The sequence below is a fragment of the Shewanella ulleungensis genome (assembly GCF_014648315.1).
Taxonomy (GTDB): Bacteria; Pseudomonadota; Gammaproteobacteria; order Enterobacterales; family Shewanellaceae; genus Shewanella; species Shewanella ulleungensis.
Genome location: NZ_BMQW01000002.1, coordinates 554,712 through 577,724 on the forward strand (window position 1 = coordinate 554,712; position 23,013 = coordinate 577,724).

Genomic DNA, 23,013 nt, shown 5'->3' on the forward strand with positions numbered 1-23,013 from the left:
GTTAATAATTATTAATTGCATTGTATGAACTGAACTCATGGCAGACAACGTTATTTTGTTATAACTTATAAGAATAAGTGGGTTTGTTATTATAACTTTAATTTTTTTACTGTTTTTTAACCTATTTGAATAACAAAAACGATTTTTGTGGGTCGAAAATATGGCTCGCTAACTCATAACCTCTTTGTACGAGACAATAATATAAATCATGACAAGTTTGTGGATAATGTTCTCAGGTGCTTTTTTAGCAGCCACCTTATTACCGGGCGGCTCCGAAGTGTTGCTGGTGGCATTACTCAATGATGTGCCAGTAATGTGGCCAGAGTTGTTAGTGGTGGCAACGTTAGGCAATACCTTAGGAGCCATAACCAGTTATGGCTTAGGACGTGTTGGCCGATTGGCTAAAAATCCGCAAGACCTTCATAGCAAGTCTCATCAGACCGCCTTAATGTGGGTTGAGCGTTACGGTATTTGGGCTTTGCTACTATCCTGGTTACCAATTATAGGTGATGTGTTATGTGTTCTCGCGGGCTGGTTAAAGTGGCCGCTGATGGCATCAACATTACTGATATTTATTGGAAAAATATTACGTTACAGTGTGATTGTTTTCATCTTTATGTCGGTATGACAATATAATTATCGAATTAATAGGCTAATGCATAACAAGTCCGTTGTGCGTTAGACGCTTTGCTAAAAGGAAGGACTCGATTTTGAAATTACATTTAAAAAAATGGTTATTGGCTAGTGCCATCAGTGCTGCTCTTGCAGGTTGCGCATATGACGGACAACAAACATTATCATTACCTCAAGGTGTCAGCTTAATTGAAGCCGTTACCCAGACAGAAAATCAAGTCAGTATCCCCTATAAAAAGTACCAACTTGCGAATGGCTTAACAGTGATTTTGCATCAAGACAAGTCAGACCCTTTAGTGCATGTTGACGTGACTTATCATGTAGGTTCAGCCCGTGAACTTGCTGGTCGCAGTGGATTTGCCCATTTATTTGAACACATGATGTTCCAAGGCTCTGAGCATGTTGCAGACGAGCAGCATTTCAAAGTAGTGACTGAGTCTGGTGGCACACTTAACGGCACCACCAATACTGACCGCACTAACTATTTTGAAACTGTGCCGAGTAATCAACTCGAAAAAATGCTCTGGCTAGAGTCAGACCGTATGGGTTTTTTATTGCCCGCATTAACCGACAAAAAATTTGAAGTACAACGCGAAACCGTTAAGAACGAACGTGCCCAACGCATCGATAACCGCCCTTATGGCCGTTTAAATGAACGCTTCAACCAAGCGCTTTATCCCGCGGGTCATCCCTATTCTTGGCCTGTTATTGGTTGGCCAGAAGATTTAGATCGTGCTACAGCAAACGATGTTAAGCATTTCTTCCAGCGTTGGTATGGGCCTAACAATGCCACATTGACGATTGGCGGTGACTTTGATGAAGCGCAAACCTTAGCCTGGATTAACCAATACTTTGGTGAGATCCCGCGCGGACCTGAAGTCAAACCAGACGAAAAAACGTCAGTGACATTAGATAAAACTCGTTATATTTCAATGGAAGATAAAGTCCATTTACCGTTACTTTATATTGGTTTTCCAACCGTGTATGCCCAACATCCAGATGAAGCCGCGCTCGACTTGTTGGCCAATATCTTAGGAGGCGGTAAAACCTCGTTGATTTATAAAAATTTAGTTAAAGAAGGTTTTGCTGTACAAGCAGGTGTCAGCCATCCTTGCCAAGAGCTTGCATGCCAGTTGTCCTTGTATGCTGTTGCTAACCCAGCTAAAGGCGGAAATCTCGCTGATATTGAAACCAAGGTTAACCAAACGATTGCTGAGTTTGAACAACGTGGCGTTACCGATGACGATTTACAAAAAGTCAAAGTACAATTTGAAGCGGATACCATTTTTGGCATGCAAAGCGTGCAAGGTAAAGTGTCGACATTAGCTGCCAACCAAACTTTTTTTGGCCAACCTGATATGGTTGCCTCTGATTTGGCTCGATATGCGAATGTGACTAAAGCTGATGTCATGCGAGTGTTTAAGACTTACATCAAAAACAAACCTATGGTGGTCATGAGCATAGTGCCAGAAGGGCAAACGCAATTAATTGCTCATGCTGATAACTTTGAGCCGCCGGTGTTGCCGATTGCACAAGATGCGGTAACGGGATTAACAGACACCGCATTTGCTAAGTCATCTTTTGACCGCAATAACATGCCAACATCTTCGGCTGCGCCTTCACTTACCGTGCCACAACTTTGGCAAGCCAAACTTGAAAATGGCATTAATGTGATGGGGACCGAAAGTAATGAAACTCCAACGGTAGAGCTATTAGTTTACCTAAACGGAGGCCATCGCTTAGCCACGCTCGACAAAGCTGGAGTGGCAGATTTAACCGCTTCAATGTTAAATGAGTCAAGCCTTAAGCGCAGCAGCGAAGAGCTTGCCGGTGCATTAGACATGCTAGGCTCAACCATTAGCTTTGGTGCGAGTCGTGAACAAAGCTACATAAAAGTGTCTAGCTTAACTGAAAATCTAGATGCAACCTTAGCATTGGTTGAAGAGCGTTTATTTAGCCCAGGTTTTTTACAAGCAGATTTTGACCGTGTAAAGCAGCAAGCAATACAAGGCTTACAACATCAGTTATCAGATCCCAACTATGTTGCCAGTAGTGGATTTAATGCGTTACTTTACGGTCGTCAAAGCCCAATGGGTATTAGCAGTAACGGTACGTTAACATCGTTATCGGCAATAACTTTGGATGATGTAAAGCAGTATTATCAGCAGCAATATCGTGCAGGTAATGCGCAAATGGTCGTGGTGTCAGATTTAAACCAACAGCAAGTATTGCCTAAACTGTCAGTATTTTCACAATGGCAAGGTGATGCAACAAAAGTGGCTACGTTACCTGCTGTTCCTGTGCACCCAAAAAACACCATTTATTTAATCGATAAACCAGGTGCTGCACAATCGGTCATTACCATTGGCAAAACATCATTAATCTACGATGCAACAGGCGATTACTTTAAGGCTTACCTAATGAATTATCCATTAGGTGGTGCTTTTAATAGCCGGATTAACTTGAACTTGCGTGAAGACAAAGGCTACACCTACGGCGCAAGAACCCAGTTTAATGGCGCCGAGGATTCGGGTGAGTTTATGGCTTATGCCAGTGTGCGTAGTGATGTTACAGCCAATGCGTTAGTCGAGTTTGTCAACGAGATCAAAGCATATCAAGCAAATGGCATGACTGACGATGAGTTAAACTTTATGCGCAGCTCTATTGCACAAAGCCAGGCACTTGAATACGAAACACCGTATCAAAAAGCGGGATTTTTGCGGATGATTCAACGTTATCAGCTCGATAAAAACTTTACCCAAAAGCAAGATGAAATCGTCAACACTACCTCGACAAAAGAGTTAAACCAACTTGCGAGTAAGTTATTGAATATTGAAGATATGATTATGCTAATTGTCGGCGATAAAGCCAGCGTAGAGCCGAGTTTACGTTCACTGGGATATCAGGTTGAAACACTAACACTTGCTGACTAGTTACACACTTGATACGCTCCGAGTTAACACTGGCACTTGAAACACGCCAGTGTTAACCTCATATTATTAAGCCAGTGGCTATGCTTGCTGGCTTTTTTTAATGTCATTGACCAAACTAATAACTATCGTTCGTATTAGCTCATCAACGTCGGTCATTAAATAATTTGAACGGCTTAGGCCTTATTAACGGTAACCGCAGTGTGTTGCCGTTTTTATTTTATTTAGCGTAGTTAGCACGATGCCTAGCTCACGTAGAGATACATTTTTTGCGAATTTAGTAACAATATCCTTTATTATCAGGTCTAGCTGTTTACTCGCAATGCGAATCCATAAAAGAGAGTAATAAATTGAAGTCTTTCAATGAAAAAGTCGAACACTTAAGCGACACTCAAGGCCGAGAGGCATTATTGGGCATGTTACGTGGTATTGAGCGTGAAGCATTGCGTATTGATGAAAACGGTCACTTAGCTCAAGACGAACACCCACAAGGGCTTGGTTCGGCATTAACCAACTCGCGGATCACCACAGATTATAGTGAAGCATTACTTGAATTTATTACTCCAGTTAGCAAAAGTATCGATGATTTACTTGAAGGCTTAACCCAAACACATGCATACAGCGTGCGTAATCTTAATGGTCAAAAATTATGGCCTGTAAGCATGCCTTGTTTTGTCGGTGACGTATCTACTATTCCGGTTGCGCGTTATGGCACTTCAAATACCGGCAAGATGAAAACCTTATACCGTAAAGGATTAACTCACCGTTATGGTGCACTAATGCAAATTATTGCAGGAGTGCATTTCAACTTTTCGGTATCAAATGACTTATGGCAACGTTTGTATGACGACAAGATTGCTAACGGTAATGGCGCCGCGTGTTGCAGTAAAAGCATCACTTTTGATGATTTTGTTTCAGAGTCTTATTTTGGAATGATCCGTAATTACCGCCGCCTGGTGTGGGTGTTGCCGTATTTATTTGGTTCATCGCCTGCGCTGTGTAGTTCGTTTATTAAAGATCAAGATGTCGACTTTGAGTTTGAAAAAACAGGAAAAGGGACATTATATTTGCCATATGCAACCTCGTTGCGTATGAGTGATTTAGGTTATACAAACAAAGAGCAAGACACGCTTAACATCAGCTATAACTCTTTACCAGAATATCTCGAGGGTGTTGGCGCCGCGATTAAGATGCCATCGAAAAAGTTTGCCCAAATTGGTGTTAACGTTGATGGTGAGTTTCGTCAACTAAACAGTAATATTTTGCAAATCGAAAACGAATTTTATGCGCCAATTCGTGCAAAACGTGTGACCAAAAAAGGCGAAAAGCCTTCGCAAGCATTGGCTCGTGCAGGGGTTGAATACATCGAAGTGCGCGCACTAGATGTTAACCCGTTTAGTCCAGTCGGTATCGATGCCACACAAGTGCGCTTCCTCGACTTATTTTTATTATACTGTTTATTGTCACCTTCTGAAGATACTGATGATGTCGGCGAAGCAGAAATCGCAGCTAACTTAAAAGCGGTGGTATTAGAAGGGCGCAAGCCAGGGCTAATGTTACAACGTAATGGTCAAGCTATAGGCTTAAAGACGTGGATGCATGAATTGTTTGCTCAATTATCTACTCTAGCGGTATTACTAGATGGCGATGATAGCCATGCCTATCAAACCGCGTTGAGCACATGGAAAGAAGCTATTGACGACCCAGATAAAACTTTATCGGGCCGAGTGATGAATGAAGTGGTAGTAAAAGGCACAGATCACAGCGTATGGGTGAAGCAACTTGCCGAAGACTATCATGAGTTTTTAACGCATTACCCGTTAAGTGAAGCGACCGAAAAGAGTTATATAGACGAGGCCAAAGCATCGTTAGTTGAACAGCAACACATTGAAGAGCAACCGCAAGATACCTTTAGTGAGTTTTTAAAGCAGTATTTTAAAGATGTGGTGCCAGAGGGCACTTTTGAGGCTAAGTAAACATGCAGAAAACGTTATCTTGGCGCCGCTTAGTATCACCCTTTGCATTATGCTTATCGATAGTGATATTGCAAGGATGTGCATCGTCGCCAGATGACATCGCCGCCTGCGGCACAGTGTCGAGCTACATAGCGCCTGACAACAGTGCCCAGCTTTATCGAGTAGTGGTTACCCATCTCGACGGTGTGCCGGTAATATCCAGACCCAACTACCCACTTTCTGTCGGTAAACATGAGTTTACTGTGGCTGAACTTATTAACGCACCAGAACTCAAAGTGTCATTAGCTGCACGCAAAGTGAAAGTGCTCAGCATTGATGTGAGTGCGGATCAACGCTATCACATTGCCGCTCAGTTCAATACCGACCGAATTTATATTGGTGCAAATCAAGGTTATTGGCAGCCAATTGTCTGGCAAACAGAATCACATGAGTGTGAAATGAAGCGTTAGTCCGAATTGCATTAATGATTTATTGATGTAAAAGTCACAGGATGATCATAGGCTTAGATTTTTACCTTGGATATCATTTCGCTAGCGTGAGCTGTTCATTAAGTGCAAATAGAGGTGTTATGAAGCGTTTTTTAGCTATTATTAGCTCAGTTGTATTACTACAACTATCGGGTTGTGCCACCTCTCCTCCGCAAGAACCAGACAACATTTGTTCCATCTTTAAAGAACACAGCTCTTGGTATGATGCCGCAGTTGATACCCGAGAAAAGTGGGGCGTGCCAGTACATGTTCCACTCGCTATGATGTATCAAGAAAGTGGTTTTAGACACAATGCAGCACCGCCAATGGAATACTTTTTAGGATTCATTCCAACCGGTCGAGCGAGTGATGCCTATGGTTATGCTCAGGCTAAAAATATGACCTGGGATGACTACGTAAGAGAAACCGGCAACAGTTGGTCAAGTCGCAGTGATTTTGACGATGCGATGGATTTTATGGGCTGGTATATCTATAAAACCAACAAAGTTAATGGCGTGTCTAAATGGGATGCTAAAAATCAATATTTAAATTATCACGAAGGTTGGGGCGGTTATAAACGTGGCTCTTACAAAGCGAAAAAGTGGTTGATCCCTGTCGCCAACAAAGTCGACCAACGCGCCAGGCGTTACGCTGCCCAATATGGGCAATGCAAAGACGATTTAGATTCATCTTGGTGGTGGTAATACCAACAACCTACTTGAGCGCGATTAAGTCAGTCATAACAAAAAAGGAGCCTAGGCTCCTTTTTTGTTAATCAAGATGGTTTAAGCAAACTCAGCCAAAATCCAATCTAATGGTGCTTGATATTGCTGTGGCATCCAGATTTTTAGTTGGTTAATGCTGTCTTCTAACATAGTTTTATTGTGTACAGATAAGTTTAAGTGGCCTACTTTACGGCCAACTCGTACTTCTTTGTTGTACCAAAATAACTCTGCATTAGGTAGGCTTAGCCAACGGTCGTCTTTATCAACGCCAATTAAGTTCACCATCACACATTGAAAATTTACCTGGGGCTGATGCAGCGGTAGATTACACAGCGCGCGCAAATGTAATTCAAACTGGTTAATGTGACAACCAGCCTGAGTCCAATGGCCTGAGTTGTGTACTCTTGGAGCAAGCTCATTAACCATTAAGTGTTCCCCAACTCTAAAACACTCCATTGCCATTACGCCAACATAATTAAGGCCATTCATAACCTTGCTTAACATGGTTTCAGCTTCTGCTTGCAACGTAGCTAAACGGCTTAATGGTGCAATAGACGCCATTAAAATACCGTCTTGATGTAAGTTGAGTGTTAGTGGATAAAACAAACAACGGCCATCTTGGGTACGCACGCCAACTAAAGACACTTCTTCATCAAAGTTAATTGCTTGCTCAGCAATGGCTTCATTGCGCCAATCATCAGGAATAGTGGTTGCTTCGTTCTGTTTTAACCAATGTTGACCTTTACCGTCATAACCGCCAGTGCGACGCTTTAACAATACTCGTTCACCATAAGCGCTGTGAAGTGCTTCGGTACTGGTATTATCATCGACTAATTGCCATGGTGAGGTTGCTACCGACAGTTCATCTAGTAGACTTTTTTGAGTAAAACGATCAGCTAAACGGCCAAACACAGGGCCATTAATAAAATGCGCATGCTGACTTAATTGCAGGCTGAGCTGTGACTCTGGCCACTGCTCACGTTCAGCGGTAATAATGTCGTCAGCCAATAGCGGTAATTGCACATCAGACGGGGTCATAATATCAACTGGACGTACATTAATGCCCAGTGGCTGCCCAGCATGGCTGAGCATAGCGCCTAATTGACCATCGCCTAATACCCAAAGATTTTTTGGCAATGTCATTAGTCTTCTCTCGGATCGGGATTATCAAGAATAGAGCGAGTCTGCTCATCGCGAAAAGCGTCTAAACGCGCGGCTAAATCAGCGTCGGTAATAGCGAGTATTTGGCTGGCAAGTAAGCCTGCGTTAAATGCGCCAGCTGTACCGATGGCTAAGGTACCAACGGCAATCCCTTTGGGCATTTGAACAATAGACAATAAGCTGTCCATGCCTGATAACGCCTTGCTTTGCACTGGCACACCCAATACAGGTAAGCGAGTTTTAGAGGCGATCATGCCTGGCAAATGGGCTGCTCCGCCTGCGCCACCAATAATGACTTTATAGCCTTTATCTGCAGCAGAACTTGCAAATTCCATTAGCTTGTCAGGTGTTCGGTGAGCTGAAACAACTTCAACATGATAAGGCACTTGAAGCTTATCCATTATTTCAGCGGCGGCTTCCATTGTCGGCCAATCACTTTTCGAACCCATTACAACAGCAACTAGGGCTTGCATGTTAACTCCTTAATGTACTTATTCTATTAGTATATTTTGTTAATTCACTGGGTAAATAACCTGAGCGATTAACCTCAATATTAAGGCGATAAAAAAGGGGCTAGATAATAGCATAAGCCGTGCGCTATTGGCTGCACTTCAGTGTTTCTTGAGGCTAACACTCAGTTTCTAAATACGAAAACTGTTTTGTGGCATTTAAGTCGCTAAAAATGTCATCTCAATAACCCTTTTTTAATTTGTTCTCGTTAATAGTGAGTAATGGCACCTCACACTATTAATCACAAATGATAAAAAGGACACAATGATGATGAATGATAAGCACGTACTTAACCGAAGTATTTTGGCATTATTAATCAGTGGCATCCTTATTGGCGGCTGCGCAAAAGAGTCAAGCCATGTACCTAAGGAAGATCAGACTCGCTCTACAGTGAGCGATCCTGGATCGATAACCGCCAAAAAAGACTTACCAGTGAGCGATTATCAGCTAAAACCGCAACAAGCTGAAATGATGATTTCTGTACAGGGACAAGCTCATAGGCTGGTTAAACAGCATCAACAATTGAGTGAAGCCAAGGTTATGGCCAGTGCAATGCCAATGCACAATGGTAATCGTCTCAGCTCTGCAACGATTAATAATGATAAATTTGCCACTGTGATGCAAAACGGCAATATAGTTGCCGCGGAAACACCGGTTTCAACGTTTTCAATCGATGTCGATACAGGCAGTTACAGCACCACCCGCAGAATGATTAATCAAGGCCAATTACCGGCAAAAGACAGTGTGAGAGTAGAGGAGCTGATCAATTATTTTAGCTACAACTATCCCGTGCCAACCGATGCCGATGCACCTTTTAATGTCACCACAGAGTTAGCCCCATCGCCCTACAATCAAGATGCGCATTTATTACGCATTGGTATTAAAGGTTTTGATATTGCCGCCGAACAACGCGGTGCCAGTAATCTTGTTTTGTTGTTAGATGTGTCTGGCTCAATGTCATCGAATGATAAACTACCATTATTAAAACAAGCATTATTAATGCTAAGCCAGCAACTGTCAGCACAAGATAAGGTTTCGATTGTTGTTTACGCCGGTGCCAGTGGCGTTGTGTTAGATGGCGTTTCCGGTAATGACTTTACGGCCATCAGCCATGCGCTTAATCAGTTAACGGCTCAAGGTGGCACCAATGGTAGCCAAGGGATACAACTGGCGTATCAATTAGCGCAAAAACATTTTATTAAAAACGGCAGTAATCGCGTTATTTTAGCCACCGATGGCGATTTTAATCTAGGCATGACCGACCACCAACAGTTGGTGGATTATGTGGCGATTCACAGTAACAATGGGATTGGGTTATCGACGCTAGGTTTCGGTTTAGGTTCTGGTAATGGCGGTTATAACGACCATTTACTGGAGCAGTTATCGAATAAAGCCAATGGTCAATATGCCTATATCGATACCTTAAATGAAGCTCGCAAAGTGTTGGTTGATCAGCTAAGTGTAACATTGTTAACTATTGCTCACGATGTCAAAGTGCAAATAGAATTTAATCCTGCATTGGTATCAGAATATCGTTTAATCGGTTACGAAAACCGTTTACTTAACCGCAGTGACTTTAACAATGATGCTGTCGACGCTGGCGAAATTGGAGCCGGCCACACTGTTACAGCATTATACGAATTACGCTATAACGACAGCCACAATAAGCTCGTTGATCCACTGCGTTATCAAGTATCAGCAGCGGTTGATGGCAATAAGCATGTGGTAAGCGATGAAGTGGCTTTTCTCAAGTTACGTTATAAAGCCATTGGCGGCCAAGCAAGCCAATTATTAACATATCCAATTAGTAAGCAACAACAATTAAGTCAGTTACAACACGCTAGTGAAGACTTGCGCTTTGCAGCCGCAGTCGCCGGATTTGGCCAATTACTTAACCATAATCATTATGTCCACGATACTGATTATGCTAAGTTAATTGCACTTGCCGAATCTGCAATGGGCCAAGATAATTTTGGTTATCGTCATGAGTTTGTACAGTTATTGAAAACGGCCAAAGTATTGTCTGAGCAAACTGCATTGGCAGTTAAGCAAACTAACCCATACTAAGGATAAAATGGTGCCAACACTCATACAGTCAAAAGATGCACAGTCAAAAGATGCGCTGCCCAAGGATGATATTTTAGTGCCTCAAGCCGGTAGTGATGAGCAACTGATGCTCGACTACCAGGCGGGCGATATTAGTGCATTTGAGGTGCTATATCGCAAACACAAAGGCCCTTTGTATCGTTATTTTGTTCGTCAATTACATGACCAGCAATTAGCTGAAGATTTGTATCAAGACACCTGGGGTAAAGTCATTAATGCATCATCGCAATATCAAGTCAGTGCTAAATTTACAACTTGGCTGTATAAAATTGCTCACAATTTACTGATTGACCATGTGCGGGCTGTTAAGCCCCTCGATAAGGTGGTCCCATTGGGCGAAGATGCAACGATGGACAGCCTTCAAGCAGATGCTCAAGCTTCGCCCGAACCGCAAATTGAGCAACAGCAACAAGCCGATATGATGAAAGGGTGCATTGCCAAGTTACCTGCAATGCAAAAAGAAGCGTTTTTACTCAATATCGAAATGGGCATGACCGCCGCGATGATTAGCGACATTGCTAATGTGACTTTAGAGGCAACTAAAAGTCGTATTCGCTATGCTTATCAAAGTATTAAGCAATGTATTTCTAATCAATTGCAGGAGACAACATGATGAATAAGCCACAAGATCATGATGCAGAGTTCACTGCATTACAAACCGAAATAAATGATACATATCATCAACAACCATTAGAGCAACCCTCCGCAGAACTCGATGAAGCCATACTAGCCAGAGCGCGTTCAGGTGTGTATGTCACCCAAACTGCCAGTTTAGCTAAAAAATCAATCTGGCAACGCAATGCATGGGGGTTATCAAGCGCTGCATCGGTATTGCTGGTGGCGGGATTATTTATATTATCTCCAAGTTTGCAAAAGCACCTTGGCACAGATCTAGAGCAAAACTTATCTGAACCGCCTGCATCATTTAAGCAACTTAAATCGACAACAGATTCCCCTCAAGTCTTCGAGACACCTGTTGAAGATGCTACAGCAGCAGAATCGATTGCGGTACAGGGATTGTCGATGAGTTCAGCGCCAATGAATAACGAACGCATTAATCGTGATGTAATTAGTGAAGTGTCTGATAGTAATCAGTCAGATAGCAATGGATCTGTTGAACCTCAAATGGCAGACAAATCGTCTACGTTAATGAGTGCTGCGCCCGCTAACATCAAAGCACAAGCACAAAAGAAAGCACTAGAACTGCAATCTAGTCGCCATGCCAAAGAGGTGCAACAAGTGAAACAATCATTTAATGGGTCGTTAAAAGGTGACATTGAGTTAGATACTGCAGATGCCGCCTTAGACCGCTTAAAAGTGTTAGTGGCCGACAATAAAATGATGCAGGCAGAGCGTTATATGATCACCGTCGATCAACGCTTCCCTGAACTATCAGACCCGTCGCATCCACTGTATGATCAATACCATAAGATTGTACTGCAACTGACTTCACAGTAAGCATAATACCCGAATACCAAGACGATAAAATACCAACGGCTAAGCAATCATTGCTTAGCCGTTTTTGGTTACATTTTTGTGCTGCAATAAATGGCTTAAGTCTGATAATGTGAAAAGATAGTTAAAAAGGCCTTAGACAGAATAAAGGAAATACTTCGCCATGAAACTTCGCCGCTCTGTAACACATTGCATGTTAGCTTTAGGTACATTCGCCTGTTCATCAATGATATTCGCCAACGCCTCAAATCAAGGTTACTACCGCGCGCCAGCGCTACATGATCAAACGGTAGTCTTTACCGCAGAGGGCGACTTGTGGACCACGCAGCTTAATCAAACCAAAGCCAGTCGCTTAACCAGTTTGCCTGCAGAAGAGCTCGATGCCACTATTTCTAAAGATGGCAAATGGGTGGCTTATACTGCAAATTATGAAGGCGCAAGCGAAGTGTATGTGATGCCAATTGCCGGCGGCGTAGCTAAACGCGTGAGTTTTGAAAACAGTCGAGTGCGTCTGCAAGGTTGGACCGCTACTGGCGAGGTTTTATATTCTACCGACAATGCTTTTGGTCCAGCAAACTTTTGGGTGCTTAAAACCGTTAATCCACAAACATTAACGTTAACCGATTTGCCATTAGCCGATGCCGTTGAAGGTGCCATTGATGACAAAGGCGAGTATGTGTATTTTACTCAGTTTGGCCTGCAAGTGAGTGGCGACAATGCCAAAGTGTATCGTGGTGGCGCAAAAGGCGAAATTTGGCGTTACAAGATAGGCAGTAAGCAAGAAGCACAACCATTAACCACGGCTCATGAAGGCTCTGTCAAGCAGCCAATGGTATGGCAACAACGGGTTTATTTTGTCAGCGACCAATCGGGTAACGATAATATTTGGTCAATGAGTATTGATGGCAAAGACATCAAGCAACACACTCAATACAGCGACTGGCAAGTACGAGATGCCCAACTCGATAATGGCCGCATTGTGTTTCAACAAGGTGCTGACATTAAGCTGCTTAATTTAGCCGACATGGCCGAGAGTACGCTTAACATCGAACTCACCAGTGACTTTGCTCACCGCCGTGAACAATGGGTAAATGACCCAATGGATTACGCGACTTCGACCGTATTTGGGCATCAAGGTGACAACGTGGTGATTACGGCTCGTAGCCATGTAGCGGTAGCCAGCAACGACGGTCGCCGTTTGGTGCAAATTGACTCACCAGCAAACAGTCGCGTCCGTGATGCATTATTAAGTGATGACGGCAAATGGGTGTATGGCATTAGCGATACTTCAGGCGAACAAGAAATTTGGCAATACCCAGCAGACGGTTCAGCAGGGGCAAAACAACTGACTAAAGACGGCAACACCTTACGCACTAGTTTATCGTTATCGCCAAATGGCCGCTATTTAGTGCACGACGATTACATGGGTAATGTGTGGTTACTGGATTTAACTCGTAACAACAATCAAAAAATCATCGAAAATGGTGAAGGCCTTGGTCCTTATCAAGACATTAAATGGTCTGGCGACAGCCAATTTATCGCACTAACCAAATCTGAGATCGGTAAACAACGGCCACAAATTGTGCTGTATTCTATTAATGAGTCTAAAGCACAAACCTTAACCACAGACAAATACGAGTCGTTTTCACCCAGCTTTAGCCATGACGGGAAATGGTTATATTTCTTGTCTAACCGCGAGTTTAAAGCCAATCCAGGTTCGCCTTGGGGCGACCGAAATATGGGGCCTATTTTTGACAAACGCACCCAAATCTTTGCTATAGCGTTAGATGCTAAAGCGACGTTCCCTTTTGCTAAACCAACCGAACTTACCGTTAACAATGGTGCGAAAAAAGCCGATAAAACAGATCAAGATAGTCCCGCTAAAACTAAAGTAGATTGGGATGGATTAAATCAACGTTTATGGCAAGTGCCAGTCGATGCTGGCAACTACAGCAGTTTAGCGGCTACCAAAGACAAGCTGTATTTGCTTGATGCAAACCAAGATAACAGCGAGCTAAAGCTGGTTAAGTTTGATGCGCAACAGCCAAAAGTAGAGACCTTTAGCGACGACGTTGGCCAATATGCATTGGCAAAAGATGGCAGTAAACTCATGCTGCGTAAAAAATCTGATCCAAAAAACATCATGATTGTTGATGCAGGCGATAAGTTACCGACTGATGTGTCAAAGGCTAAAGTCAGTACCGATCAATGGCAGTTAAGCATTTCACCGCAACAAGAATGGCAACAAATTTTTGAAGATGCTTGGCTTATGCATCGCGACTCGTTTTTTGATCCGAAAATGCGCGGCCTAGATTGGCAAGCAACAAAAGCTAAGTATCAGCCACTCGTTGACAGGCTCACCGACCGTAACGAGCTTAATGATATCTTTATGCAAATGATGGGTGAACTTAACTCATTGCACTCGCAAGTGCGTGGTGGCGACATTGCTCAAGATAAAGATGCTGCCAAAGCCGCAGCGTTAGGCGCCCGTCTAACGCAAACCGATAAAGGTGTGGTAATTAGCCATATTTATCAAACCGACAGTGAATTGCCGTTATCAGCATCACCACTTGCTCGTATTGAAGTCGATGCCCAAGAAGGCGACGTGATCCGCGCCATTAATGGTAAAAATATTGCTTCTATTGCCGATGTTACTCAGCTGCTGCGTAACCAAGGCAATAAGCAGGTTTTATTAGGGCTACAACGTGGTAAAACCACGATTAATACCGTGGTCACTCCACACGATAGCGCGACGGATGCCAAGTTACGTTATCTTGATTGGGTAGAGCACAATGGCGCCAAAGTGGCCAAAGCCTCTAAAGGCAATATTGGTTACTTACATTTATATGCCATGGGCTCAGGCGATGTAGAAAGCTTTGCCCGTGAGTTTTACACCAACTATGATAAAGATGGTTTAATCATAGATGTACGCCGTAATCGTGGCGGCAATATCGACAGTTGGATTATTGAGAAGCTCCTTCGCCGAGCATGGGCATTTTGGCAGCCAACACATGGCAGCACCAATGCCAACATGCAACAAACGTTTAGAGGCCATTTAGTGGTACTGGTCGACCAAATGACGTATTCAGATGGTGAGACATTCTCTGCAGGTATTCGTGCTCTTAATATTGCGCCAATTATCGGTAAACAAACCGCAGGCGCGGGTGTGTGGTTATCGGGGCGAAACTCTGTCACCGACAATGGCATGGCTCGTGTGGCTGAATATCCACAGTATGCAATTGATGGTCGCTGGATTGTTGAAGGGCATGGGGTCGAGCCAGACATTGAAGTTGATAACCTACCTTATGCGACGTTTAGTGGTAAAGATGCGCAGCTTGAGGCCGCAATCAGCTACTTAAAGGATGAGTTAGTGCAGCAACCTATTGCACCACTACAAGGTTTACCTATGCCAAAAACAGGTAAAGCGAACGATATAAAAGCCAAATAGGTATATTGTTAGCGATAAACAGGCAATAAAATTTAACCCTTTCAAATTCGATTTGAAAGGGTTAAATTTATAGCGTTATTATGGAGGTTGCGAGCTAACTTAAACTCAAAATAACACTGTAGATTACTGGCTTACAATCTCAACTTCACAAGCAATCGAATTAGCAATGAAGCAATTAGCGTGCGCCTTCTCATGTATTTTGTCTAAGGTTTCTTGGTCTACTTCAATGCCTTCTGCAAAGGTCACAGTGGGTTCAAGGGTCATTTTTACTACCGCCACTTTACCCGCTTCATTTTTGCCTAAATCGGCAGTTGCATGGTCAACATAGCTCAATACGGGCAGTCGCTTTAAATGGGCAATCGCTAAAAAAGTCAGCATGTGGCACGACGACAACGCCGCTAATAAGCTTTCCTCAGGATTCACTTTATCAGCATTGCCTTTATATTCTGGTGCTGATGACGCTTGAATCGTTTGCCCAGTACCAAACTTAACCTCATGGTCGCGATTAAACTCACCTTCTTCGCTGGGTGACGATTGCCAATTTACCGTTGTTTTAAAGCCCATTTTGTACTCCAAAACCACTTTTATAGTGGTATTTATCACGACTCAATGTACCGTTTACTGCCAGAGTAGAGGTGAGTAAAACGATAACTTATTATGCTAGATTCAACACCAATTACGTGTGAAAGTCTATGAAGCAGATCGAAAAAAACGCGGTCAATCTTCTGCTTCTTATTCGGTTTAAGTTATCTTGGCTAGATTATTCTTCATCTGTGGTGAGCTTAGTAATTAACTCTGCAATTGTTGCGGGCTCTTGCGCGCCAGAGATTAAATATTGCTGATTAAACACAATTGCAGGGACGGCCTGAATACCGCGACTAATCCACAATTGCTCTTCCTCTTTTACCGCTGTTTCAAAGCGTTTATCCGTGAGCACTGCACGTGCTTCAACGGCATCTAAACCGACCTTAATGGCAGCTTCAATGAGTACTTCAATATCATCTGGGTTTTTCTGCTCGGTAAAGTAGCTAGTAAACAGTGCCAGTTTTAACTCAGTTTGTTTGCCAGACTCAGCAGCCCAATACAAAAGCTGGTGGGCCAGTAGGGTGTTATAAATACGCGATGAGTCTGAAAAGTTAAACTCAAAACCTAAATCAGCACCCATTTGAGTGAGTCGTTGTCTATTTTGTGCACTTTGCTCCGGTGTTGAACCGTATTTTTCTGCAATATGTTCGCCTAAATGTTGACCGTCTGGCCCCATTGCTGGATTTAGTTCAAATGGGTGCCATTGCAATGAGACATCGATGTCTTCAAATTGACTCAATGCTTGCTCAAGACGGCGATATCCAACAATGCACCATGGACACATTACGTCTGAAATAATGTCAATTTGGAGTGATTTTGTTGCCATTGTGGTTCCTATTAATGATTAATTCGGCTTAATTTAGCTAAACCTAAAAAAATAAAATTGCTATATTTGTTTATAAATTAACTGCTTTTAGCGGTAAATTGATTGGTTTATCACCATTTGTATAAACAACACAAAAGTTGCAACCAATAGGGCTAAAAATGTGTCTATACTTAAACAGTAATCTGATGTTTAATCAATGTAGGGGTTAGGTCTATTTGATATAGCCCATGCGAGTTGGTTTTAACAATATTGATGTTGATGCATATGTCACACGTTCAAGTTAACCACTTGTGATTCAACCCACATGCCCCATGTCTAATAATGTAAGCATGCATTTGTACAACGAAGTTATTTATGTCAGCATGCATTTGTACCACGCGATATATTTGGCAAGTAAAATTCTGTTAAGGACAATCTATGAAAATAAATCTTTCTGGTCACCATGTTGATGTTACTGATACTGTCAAACAACACGTAGAAGAAAAATTCGCTAAAATAGCTAGCCATTTCCCAACTCTTATTTCGCTAGATATCATCATCGCTAAAGAGCATGGTGAATATGATGTAGAAATTCGCACCAACTATGAAGGAACTCGAATTGCTGCAAAAGGTAACAACGCAGTAATGTATCCAGCCATCACTAGCGCGGCTAAAAAATTAGATGCTGCACTGAAACACCGTAAAGGCCAACTTAAAGCAGATTTACATGAAAAGCCGGATGTAACGGCGCCTGAAATCGCTTACGAAAAAGTACAAGAGATGGACCTACGTTAGTCTTTGATTAACTTGGTTTATTCCCCAAAAAACGCAGCTTACTGGCTGCGTTTTTTATTGTTTAACAATTAAAGTACAGGCAGAAAAGAGCGTTTATTCGAAGGGCTAAATTTCTTATCACAATATAGAAAATCGTATCGAGAATATTAAGCTTTTACTGCAAAGGAGATGTTTTTTAGATGTGTGGAGAGTATTTGATGTGTAAATTGTAGAGGTGATCGAGGTTGTCGCGTTAAGCTGTAAAGCACCCTTAAAAGAGCGCTTTAACAGCTAAATGAATTATTCTTCGTCGCTAAACTCTGCATTATGGTAAACGTTTTGTACGTCATCACAATCATCAAGAGCAGCTAAGAACTTTTCAAAGTTTTCAACATCTTCGCCAGTTAATTCTGTCATCGTTTGTGGCACAAATGCTAAGTTCTCTACCTTAAAGTCAATCTCAGGAAAGGCTTCTGTTAAGGCTGTGCGTACATTGTTAAACTCTGACACTGGCGCAAATACGCTGATAATGCCATCTTCTAGCTCAACGTCGGTCACATCTACGTCAGCCATCATAAGCAACTCAAGAATTGCTTCATCGTCTTCGCCTTCAAACACAAATACAGCTTGATGCTCGAACATATGGCCAACAGTACCAGGGCTACCTAATTTGGCATCGTTTTTAACAAAGGCCTGACGAACCTGGGTAAAGGTGCGGTTACCGTTGTCGGTTAAGCAGTCAACAATTACCATACAGCCACCAGGGCCAAAACCTTCGTAACGGGCAGTATCATAATCTTCACCACCGCCGCCGCGTGCTTTTTCAATGGCGCGTTCAATTACGTGTGCTGGTACTTGGTCTTTCTTTGCGCGGGTAATCAAGCTACGTAATGCTAGGTTACCATCAGGGTCAACACCGCCTTTAGCACAAATGTAAATCTCTTTGCCGTAACGTGAGTAAATTCGTGTCTTTTGGCCAGCGGTTTTCGCCATGGACTCTTTTTTATTTTGATATGCTCTGCCCATCTTAATCTCGTTTTAATAAATGTTTAAGGCTAAAAATTGTCATCGATTCTAGCAGGAATATGTGATGCTGTTTAGGTGCAGGTTCTAAATTTTGTATAATATACCCAAACAACCTGAAGATGCTCGATTTCAGCAAGAATTTACACGCGTTTAGGCAAGGCATTGATTGGGGTAATAGTTGTCCCCTTTCCAAAATCAATAACGCAGCATAAACGCGTGTAAAACTTGCCCCTTGGGAGTTTCACCGTGTTCCCACTTCGTTGTTGCGCTAATTTATAAGGTGCCTAAATTACTGCAATAACGCGCCTAGTATTGAAAACACGGTGAAGCTCTGAAACACGTATCTTCAAGTTGATTGGGTATATAGGATTGATAATACGATAAATATCATTATTAGGGCAGCAGCAAAGAGTGTGAGTTTGTTCGAAATACCATTATTTACACATCAGATGTGTTAAGTTTATGTATCAAGTGAGGCCAATCGATAATACAATTTAACTACATGGTATCGATTACCTACAAGATAATATTATAAGAGAAAGGACTTCTCTGCGATAATGCTCATGGGTTTTTCATCTGAGATCATCGCCATTTATTCTGAGTTGATGTTGGTATTTTACAAGTATCAATATCATTTCTACACTTACTAAGTATGCTAGAAATGAGAGTCCTAATATGAAATCTGAATCTTCAGATGCAGGTCAAGTATCAAGCGCAACAGTAACCGTGCTGTTTTACGAAGCACCTGCTGGCCTTGAAATGTATAACGCTGTGTTAACTGATCTCGAGGTTAGCAAAACGGGTCGAGTGATGATCCCTGAATCGTTTAGACGCGGTAAATCAATTATTGCGGTACTAGAAGGGGAATGCACAATATTGAACGCATTAGGCGAACGTGTGTATTCGCAGCGTACAGTTGGCTAATCTAACAGAGTCATCCTAAGCATAAAAAAGACACGAGAGTGTCTTTTTTTGTCACTATCAATCCATTTGCAATTTCAAAACATCATTTTAGTCGTTAACCAAATCCCGTAATAGCTTGTCAGCGAGAGGTAGTAATACTTCTAGATAAGGTTGAGTGTTGGCAATTGTACGTAAACCGTAAATCCCCATGACCAAATATTGCGCTAAAAACTCACTGTCGCTATGTTGCGAGATGAGTTGCTGCTGTTTAGCTTTATCAAAAACTTGTGCTAAAGCTTGATGCCAAGATTTTAAAAAATTACAGGTTATTTGTTTAATTTGCTCATCTTGATCGCCCATTTCGCTTAACGATTTAGTCAGTAAACACGATTGAGTAGCATCACAGCTCAGCCCCTCTTTGACAATTAATCCTAGGTAATCACCGAGGTTGTCTATGGCAGAACGCTCATTGGTAAAAAGTTGTTGAAACTGCTCGTTGCGGTCTTGTTGATATTGCTCAATAGCCGCAATAAATAAACCTTTTTTATTATCAAATGCGCAATAAATTGACCCTGGATGTAATCCAGTTGCTTTGGTGAGATCCTGCATGCTTGTTTTAGCGTATCCATTGAGCATAAAGGTACACATCGCAGCGCGTAACACTTTTTCTTTATCAAATTCAGCATGTCTCATGTTCAGCCACTTTTGGTCTATAACAAAGCGTGATAACTCATATGTCTTGAGTCTAACTAAATTTGATCGACTATTCAAAAAATACTTGAATGTATGTTCAATTAAGAATATTCTTGAATGCATATTCAAGAAAGGAGATCGTCCCATGACGGCCAGTTTATTTACACCTTACAAGCTCAATGACACCCTAACATTATCAAACAAGATTTTAATGGCACCATTAACGCGTTGTATGGCGGATGATGACTTAGTGCCGACACAGCAGATTGCTGATTACTATGCTCGCCGCGCAGAGGCTGGATTAATCATCAGCGAAGCAACGATCATTCGTCCAGACGGCCAAGGTTATCCAAATACCCCAGGTTTATTTACCCCAGCTCAAATAGAGGGGTGGCGTGTAGTGACTGATGCAGTGCATAAAAATGGTGGCAAAATATTTGCTCAGTTATGGCACACCGGTCGTGTCGCTCATCCACATTTTTTTGGTGGTGGGGATGTATTGTCTGCATCTGCACAGGCTGTTGAAGGCACTGTGCCTAGAATGCGCGAATTGGTATACCAAACACCAAAAGCAGCAACCTTAGAAGACATTAAACAGCTGGTGATTGATTATGCTCAAGCCGCTGCAAACGCTATTGATGCAGGTTTTGATGGCGTAGAAATTCATGGCGCTAATGGGTATCTAATAGACCAGTTTTTACATCACGACAATAACCGCCGTGAAGATGAGTACGGTCAAACACCTGAAAACATGTCACGTTTTGCGTTAGAAGTGGTTGATGCCGTTATTGCTCGCATTGGCGCAGACCGTACAGCGCTTCGCGTATCGCCAGGTGCATATTTCAACATGGCTGGCGATGCACGCGACCGTGATGTATTTGACTATTTATTACCTGAGTTAGCTAAACGTAATTTAGCGTTTTTACATGGTGGTATTTTTGACGACTCAATGGAGTTTGATTACTTAGGTGGCCGCATTTCTGCCTACTTACGCAGTGTTTACTCGGGTACGTTAGTCGGCGTAGGCAGTTACACTGCTGAAACTGGCAGTGCCGCGATTAGCGATAATAAGTTTGATTTGTTAGCAATTGGTCGCCCGTTTATTGCCAACCCTGATTACGTGGCAAAAGTGCGTGATGGCGTCGAACTTGTGCCTTATGCAGATACTATGTTGACTGAATTAATTTAAGTTTTTGTTGTTTACGTGGCTAGTCCCTTAGGATTAGATAAGCGTATTTTGTAGGAATCTACTTCGGGTCTCTTTGAGGCTTGAGGTGGCGCTAAATAATCAACCCCAATTTGTGTATTTTAGCATCCGTCTTGACCACAGCTTTTGGCTGTGGTCTTTTTTTTGCCTTAAATTTGTCTCTGTTAGTTCTGTCTATTACTATGTCGACAATTTTGGTAAAGAGTCACGTCATGCAAACATTACAACAACTAAACGATGGCCTGCTATTGGGTGCTAAACGAGTCAAAATAGCACAAGGGTTAACAGAGTTTCCCGGCAAACTATTTGAGTTAGCAGACACGCTCGAAGTGCTCGATTTAACTGACAACCAGTTAACATCGTTACCTGATAATTTTGCCGATTTACATCAGTTAAAAATCTTATTTTTGTCGAATAATCTTTTTGACCACCTGCCTGATGTACTTGGCCAATGCTCTAATTTAGACATGATTGGCTTTAAAGCTAACCAAATTCGGACCGTATCAGAAGCATCGATTCCCAAACAAACCCGCTGGTTAATTTTAACCGACAATCACATTGAGCAATTGCCAGAAAGTTTAGGCCAATGTCATCGACTTGAAAAACTAGCGTTAGCAGGTAATCGCCTAACCTCACTGCCGAGCAGTATGGCCAACTGTCATCAGTTAGCCTTAATTCGTTTGTCTGCCAATCAGCTTAACGAATTACCACAGTGGTTATTTACCTTACCAAAGCTGGCGTGGTTAGCATTTTCAGGCAATCGTTTTAGCCACGTTGAACATTGCGATAATACCCGTGTTCCAACTATTGAGTTAAGCCAATGTAGCTTAGGAAAATTATTAGGGCAGGGGGCATCAGGGTTAATCTATCAAGCTAGGTTACACACCTCGCCTAAGACATCAGCGAGTGCTTTAGCCGCTATCGCCCAAGATGATGTGGCGATAAAGTTATTTAAGGGCATGATCACCAGCGATGGTTATCCTGCCGATGAATTAGATTGCTGCTTAACCGCAGGTGAGCACCCTAATTTAATTAATGTGTTGGCACAAATTAATCAGCCAGATCAATTAGGTTTAGTGATGCAGCTTATCCCGCCAAGCTACGCAAATTTGGGGTTGCCACCATCGTTGCAAACCTGTAGCCGAGATACATTTGAAGTGCATACCAGTTTTACTTGGCAGCGTATTGTTAAAATAGGTTCTCAAATGGCCGATACGTTGGCTCATTTACATCAAAATGGCATTAGTCATGGCGATATTTATGCACACAACATCATGATAAATCCACAAGATAATGTGTTATTTGGTGATTTTGGCGCAGCGTCTAACCTTAATAAATTTACCCCAGAGTACCAGCAGTTAATGCAGGCGATAGAAGTAAGGGCATTTGGTTGTTTACTTGACGATATGCTTAATCTCATTGAGCTTAATCCCGTCGATAATACACAAAGCGTTCAAACATTGAGGTTAATCCAACTGGCACAAGAATGTATGCAAACTAACATCGCTTCCAGACCTAACTTTAAGAGGATTCACCAGCAATTAGCTAGCATGTAATGCACGTTATGGTGTTCTGCTATCGAGCTGGATTAGCGTAATATCCTTGCTAA

The 23,013-nt window shown here is 42.3% G+C and carries 19 protein-coding genes; 13 read left to right on the top strand and 6 right to left on the bottom strand.

What is annotated here, in order from left to right:
• The first annotated feature begins 208 nt into the window (after positions 1–208).
• The 5 genes from IEY40_RS06185 (at position 209) to IEY40_RS06205 (ending at position 6,710) form a co-directional block, all read left to right on the top strand.
• Positions 209–628 (top strand): YqaA family protein, encoded by a 420-nt coding sequence (locus tag IEY40_RS06185; protein ID WP_188954343.1) that lies wholly within the window; start codon positions 209–211, stop codon positions 626–628.
• Between the two features lie 82 nt (positions 629–710).
• Positions 711–3,566, top strand: coding sequence for a M16 family metallopeptidase (locus IEY40_RS06190; RefSeq protein WP_283107955.1), 2,856 nt, complete (start codon positions 711–713; stop codon positions 3,564–3,566).
• A 347-nt stretch (positions 3,567–3,913) separates the two neighbouring features.
• Positions 3,914–5,539 (top strand): glutamate--cysteine ligase, encoded by a 1,626-nt coding sequence (gene gshA / locus IEY40_RS06195; RefSeq protein WP_188954345.1) that lies wholly within the window; start codon positions 3,914–3,916, stop codon positions 5,537–5,539.
• Positions 5,540–5,541: 2 nt separating this feature from the next.
• Positions 5,542–5,988, top strand: a complete 447-nt coding sequence (locus IEY40_RS06200) for a hypothetical protein (protein ID WP_188954347.1) — start codon at positions 5,542–5,544, stop codon at positions 5,986–5,988.
• 119 nt (positions 5,989–6,107) lie between these two features.
• The gene (locus tag IEY40_RS06205) at positions 6,108–6,710 is read left to right on the top strand and encodes a transglycosylase SLT domain-containing protein (RefSeq protein ID WP_160053709.1); all 603 of its coding nucleotides are present in this window, start codon (positions 6,108–6,110) and stop codon (positions 6,708–6,710) included.
• A gap of 81 nt (positions 6,711–6,791) precedes the next feature.
• On the opposite strand, the gene purK is transcribed toward IEY40_RS06205, so the two are convergent.
• Positions 6,792–7,874 (bottom strand): 5-(carboxyamino)imidazole ribonucleotide synthase, encoded by a 1,083-nt coding sequence (gene purK / locus IEY40_RS06210; protein ID WP_188954349.1) that lies wholly within the window; start codon positions 7,872–7,874, stop codon positions 6,792–6,794.
• Positions 7,874–8,365 (bottom strand): 5-(carboxyamino)imidazole ribonucleotide mutase, encoded by a 492-nt coding sequence (gene purE / locus IEY40_RS06215; RefSeq protein ID WP_188954351.1) that lies wholly within the window; start codon positions 8,363–8,365, stop codon positions 7,874–7,876. Before purE ends, purK begins: the two co-directional genes overlap by 1 nt.
• A 304-nt stretch (positions 8,366–8,669) precedes the next feature.
• Between purE and IEY40_RS06220 the strand changes: the two genes are divergently transcribed.
• The 4 genes from IEY40_RS06220 (at position 8,670) to IEY40_RS06235 (ending at position 15,411) form a co-directional block, all read left to right on the top strand.
• Entirely contained in the window at positions 8,670–10,469 is a 1,800-nt protein-coding gene (locus IEY40_RS06220; RefSeq protein ID WP_428848140.1) for a vWA domain-containing protein, read from the top strand.
• A 106-nt stretch (positions 10,470–10,575) separates the two neighbouring features.
• Complete coding sequence (locus IEY40_RS06225; RefSeq protein ID WP_188954599.1) at positions 10,576–11,121, top strand: sigma-70 family RNA polymerase sigma factor; 546 nt, start codon at positions 10,576–10,578, stop codon at positions 11,119–11,121.
• Positions 11,118–11,966 carry a hypothetical protein gene (locus tag IEY40_RS06230; RefSeq protein WP_188954353.1) on the top strand — a complete coding sequence of 283 codons (849 nt, stop codon included), beginning with the start codon at positions 11,118–11,120 and terminating at the stop codon, positions 11,964–11,966. The genes IEY40_RS06225 and IEY40_RS06230 overlap by 4 nt, the downstream gene beginning before the upstream one ends.
• A gap of 160 nt (positions 11,967–12,126) precedes the next feature.
• Positions 12,127–15,411 (top strand): S41 family peptidase, encoded by a 3,285-nt coding sequence (locus tag IEY40_RS06235; protein ID WP_188954355.1) that lies wholly within the window; start codon positions 12,127–12,129, stop codon positions 15,409–15,411.
• 123 nt (positions 15,412–15,534) lie between these two features.
• Here IEY40_RS06235 and IEY40_RS06240 read toward each other — a convergent pair whose 3' ends face one another.
• Positions 15,535–15,975: an OsmC family protein gene (locus IEY40_RS06240; protein ID WP_188954357.1), complete on the bottom strand. Its 441-nt coding sequence runs from the start codon at positions 15,973–15,975 to the stop codon at positions 15,535–15,537.
• Between the two features lie 196 nt (positions 15,976–16,171).
• Entirely contained in the window at positions 16,172–16,822 is a 651-nt protein-coding gene (locus IEY40_RS06245) for a DsbA family oxidoreductase (RefSeq protein WP_188954359.1), read from the bottom strand.
• A gap of 417 nt (positions 16,823–17,239) precedes the next feature.
• Between IEY40_RS06245 and hpf the strand changes: the two genes are divergently transcribed.
• Positions 17,240–17,596 (top strand): ribosome hibernation-promoting factor, HPF/YfiA family, encoded by a 357-nt coding sequence (hpf, locus tag IEY40_RS06250; protein WP_188923838.1) that lies wholly within the window; start codon positions 17,240–17,242, stop codon positions 17,594–17,596.
• Positions 17,597–17,875: 279 nt separating this feature from the next.
• Here the strand turns inward: hpf and IEY40_RS06255 are convergent, their stop codons facing one another.
• On the bottom strand, positions 17,876–18,601 hold the full coding sequence (locus IEY40_RS06255; RefSeq protein WP_188954361.1) for a YebC/PmpR family DNA-binding transcriptional regulator: 726 nt from the start codon (positions 18,599–18,601) through the stop codon (positions 17,876–17,878).
• A 675-nt stretch (positions 18,602–19,276) separates the two neighbouring features.
• Here IEY40_RS06255 and IEY40_RS06260 point away from each other — a divergent pair.
• On the top strand, positions 19,277–19,525 hold the full coding sequence (locus IEY40_RS06260) for a TIGR02922 family protein (RefSeq protein ID WP_188954363.1): 249 nt from the start codon (positions 19,277–19,279) through the stop codon (positions 19,523–19,525).
• An 87-nt stretch (positions 19,526–19,612) separates the two neighbouring features.
• Here IEY40_RS06260 and IEY40_RS06265 read toward each other — a convergent pair whose 3' ends face one another.
• Positions 19,613–20,197, bottom strand: a complete 585-nt coding sequence (locus IEY40_RS06265) for a TetR/AcrR family transcriptional regulator (protein ID WP_188954365.1) — start codon at positions 20,195–20,197, stop codon at positions 19,613–19,615.
• A 145-nt stretch (positions 20,198–20,342) separates the two neighbouring features.
• On the opposite strand from IEY40_RS06265, the gene IEY40_RS06270 reads away from it, so the two are divergent.
• Entirely contained in the window at positions 20,343–21,386 is a 1,044-nt protein-coding gene (locus tag IEY40_RS06270) for an alkene reductase (protein WP_188954368.1), read from the top strand.
• A gap of 230 nt (positions 21,387–21,616) precedes the next feature.
• Positions 21,617–22,960, top strand: coding sequence for a leucine-rich repeat-containing protein kinase family protein (locus IEY40_RS06275; RefSeq protein ID WP_188954370.1), 1,344 nt, complete (start codon positions 21,617–21,619; stop codon positions 22,958–22,960).
• Positions 22,961–23,013: the final 53 nt, after the last annotated feature.

Bases quoted from the DNA above. Each gene is read 5' to 3' on its own strand.
- IEY40_RS06225 (WP_188954599.1), top strand. From the start codon at position 10,576: ATGCTCGACTACCAGGCGGGCGATATTAGTGCATTTGAGGTGCTATAT.
- purK (WP_188954349.1), bottom strand. From the start codon at position 7,874: ATGACATTGCCAAAAAATCTTTGGGTATTAGGCGATGGTCAATTAGGC.
- IEY40_RS06265 (WP_188954365.1), bottom strand. From the start codon at position 20,197: ATGAGACATGCTGAATTTGATAAAGAAAAAGTGTTACGCGCTGCGATG.
- IEY40_RS06185 (WP_188954343.1), top strand. From the start codon at position 209: ATGACAAGTTTGTGGATAATGTTCTCAGGTGCTTTTTTAGCAGCCACC.
- IEY40_RS06235 (WP_188954355.1), top strand. From the start codon at position 12,127: ATGAAACTTCGCCGCTCTGTAACACATTGCATGTTAGCTTTAGGTACA.
- IEY40_RS06270 (WP_188954368.1), top strand. From the start codon at position 20,343: ATGACGGCCAGTTTATTTACACCTTACAAGCTCAATGACACCCTAACA.
- IEY40_RS06205 (WP_160053709.1), top strand. From the start codon at position 6,108: ATGAAGCGTTTTTTAGCTATTATTAGCTCAGTTGTATTACTACAACTA.
- IEY40_RS06275 (WP_188954370.1), top strand. From the start codon at position 21,617: ATGCAAACATTACAACAACTAAACGATGGCCTGCTATTGGGTGCTAAA.
- IEY40_RS06220 (WP_428848140.1), top strand. From the start codon at position 8,670: ATGATGAATGATAAGCACGTACTTAACCGAAGTATTTTGGCATTATTA.
- purE (WP_188954351.1), bottom strand. From the start codon at position 8,365: ATGCAAGCCCTAGTTGCTGTTGTAATGGGTTCGAAAAGTGATTGGCCG.
- hpf (WP_188923838.1), top strand. From the start codon at position 17,240: ATGAAAATAAATCTTTCTGGTCACCATGTTGATGTTACTGATACTGTC.
- IEY40_RS06230 (WP_188954353.1), top strand. From the start codon at position 11,118: ATGATGAATAAGCCACAAGATCATGATGCAGAGTTCACTGCATTACAA.
- IEY40_RS06260 (WP_188954363.1), top strand. From the start codon at position 19,277: ATGAAATCTGAATCTTCAGATGCAGGTCAAGTATCAAGCGCAACAGTA.
- IEY40_RS06245 (WP_188954359.1), bottom strand. From the start codon at position 16,822: ATGGCAACAAAATCACTCCAAATTGACATTATTTCAGACGTAATGTGT.
- IEY40_RS06200 (WP_188954347.1), top strand. From the start codon at position 5,542: ATGCAGAAAACGTTATCTTGGCGCCGCTTAGTATCACCCTTTGCATTA.
- IEY40_RS06255 (WP_188954361.1), bottom strand. From the start codon at position 18,601: ATGGGCAGAGCATATCAAAATAAAAAAGAGTCCATGGCGAAAACCGCT.
- IEY40_RS06240 (WP_188954357.1), bottom strand. From the start codon at position 15,975: ATGGGCTTTAAAACAACGGTAAATTGGCAATCGTCACCCAGCGAAGAA.